General features: G+C 39.6%; 2 tRNA genes and 1 rRNA gene. All 3 read right to left on the reverse strand.

Annotated features, from left to right (window positions below):
* Positions 1 to 253: 253 nt before the first annotated feature.
* Positions 254 to 329, reverse strand: a tRNA-Ala gene (locus H5115_RS19990).
* Between the two features lie 50 nt (positions 330 to 379).
* A tRNA-Ile gene (locus H5115_RS19995) sits at positions 380 to 456 on the reverse strand.
* A gap of 76 nt (positions 457 to 532) precedes the next feature.
* A 16S ribosomal RNA gene (locus H5115_RS20000) occupies positions 533 to 609 on the reverse strand; the annotation flags it as partial.

Raw genomic sequence — 609 nt, forward strand, 5'->3', positions numbered from 1 at the left:
ATATTGAATACTAAAGTAGATACCAATCAATCAACTCATAAGAGTTAATTAAATGGCACTGAATGGTACTGCTACCATTCTTTTTTTACTTTTGAAAACTCTTGATAAATACAATGTATCTATCATAATTTTATTATCAGCTTTTCCAAATTTTTAAAGAGCAAGAGATACAAAAACCTCTCAAAATTAAACACACTCTATTCTCAGGCAGTTAATGGCCCGATAAAGAATATTTATTTTTAAGAAGTAAAAGTGGTGGAGCTAAGCAGGATCGAACTGCTGACCTCCTGCGTGCAAGGCAGGCGCTCTCCCAGCTGAGCTATAGCCCCACATATGCTGGTACTTACTGTTTTAACCATCTTCTTGATTAGACAAGAAGTGGTGGGTCTGAGTAGATTTGAACTACCGACCTCACCCTTATCAGGGGTGCGCTCTAACCAGCTGAGCTACAGACCCAAAACAATAAGTGTTGTTCTCTTTACAATAACAATCATCTGTGTGGACACTACGAACAAATAAGTTCTAAATCGTATAAGGAGGTGATCCAGCCCCAGGTTCCCCTAGGGCTACCTTGTTACGACTTCACCCCAGTCATGAATCACTCCGTGG

Origin of the sequence: Pseudoalteromonas sp. SR44-2, assembly GCF_014163745.1 — a bacterium.
GTDB lineage: Bacteria > Pseudomonadota > Gammaproteobacteria > Enterobacterales > Alteromonadaceae > Pseudoalteromonas > Pseudoalteromonas distincta.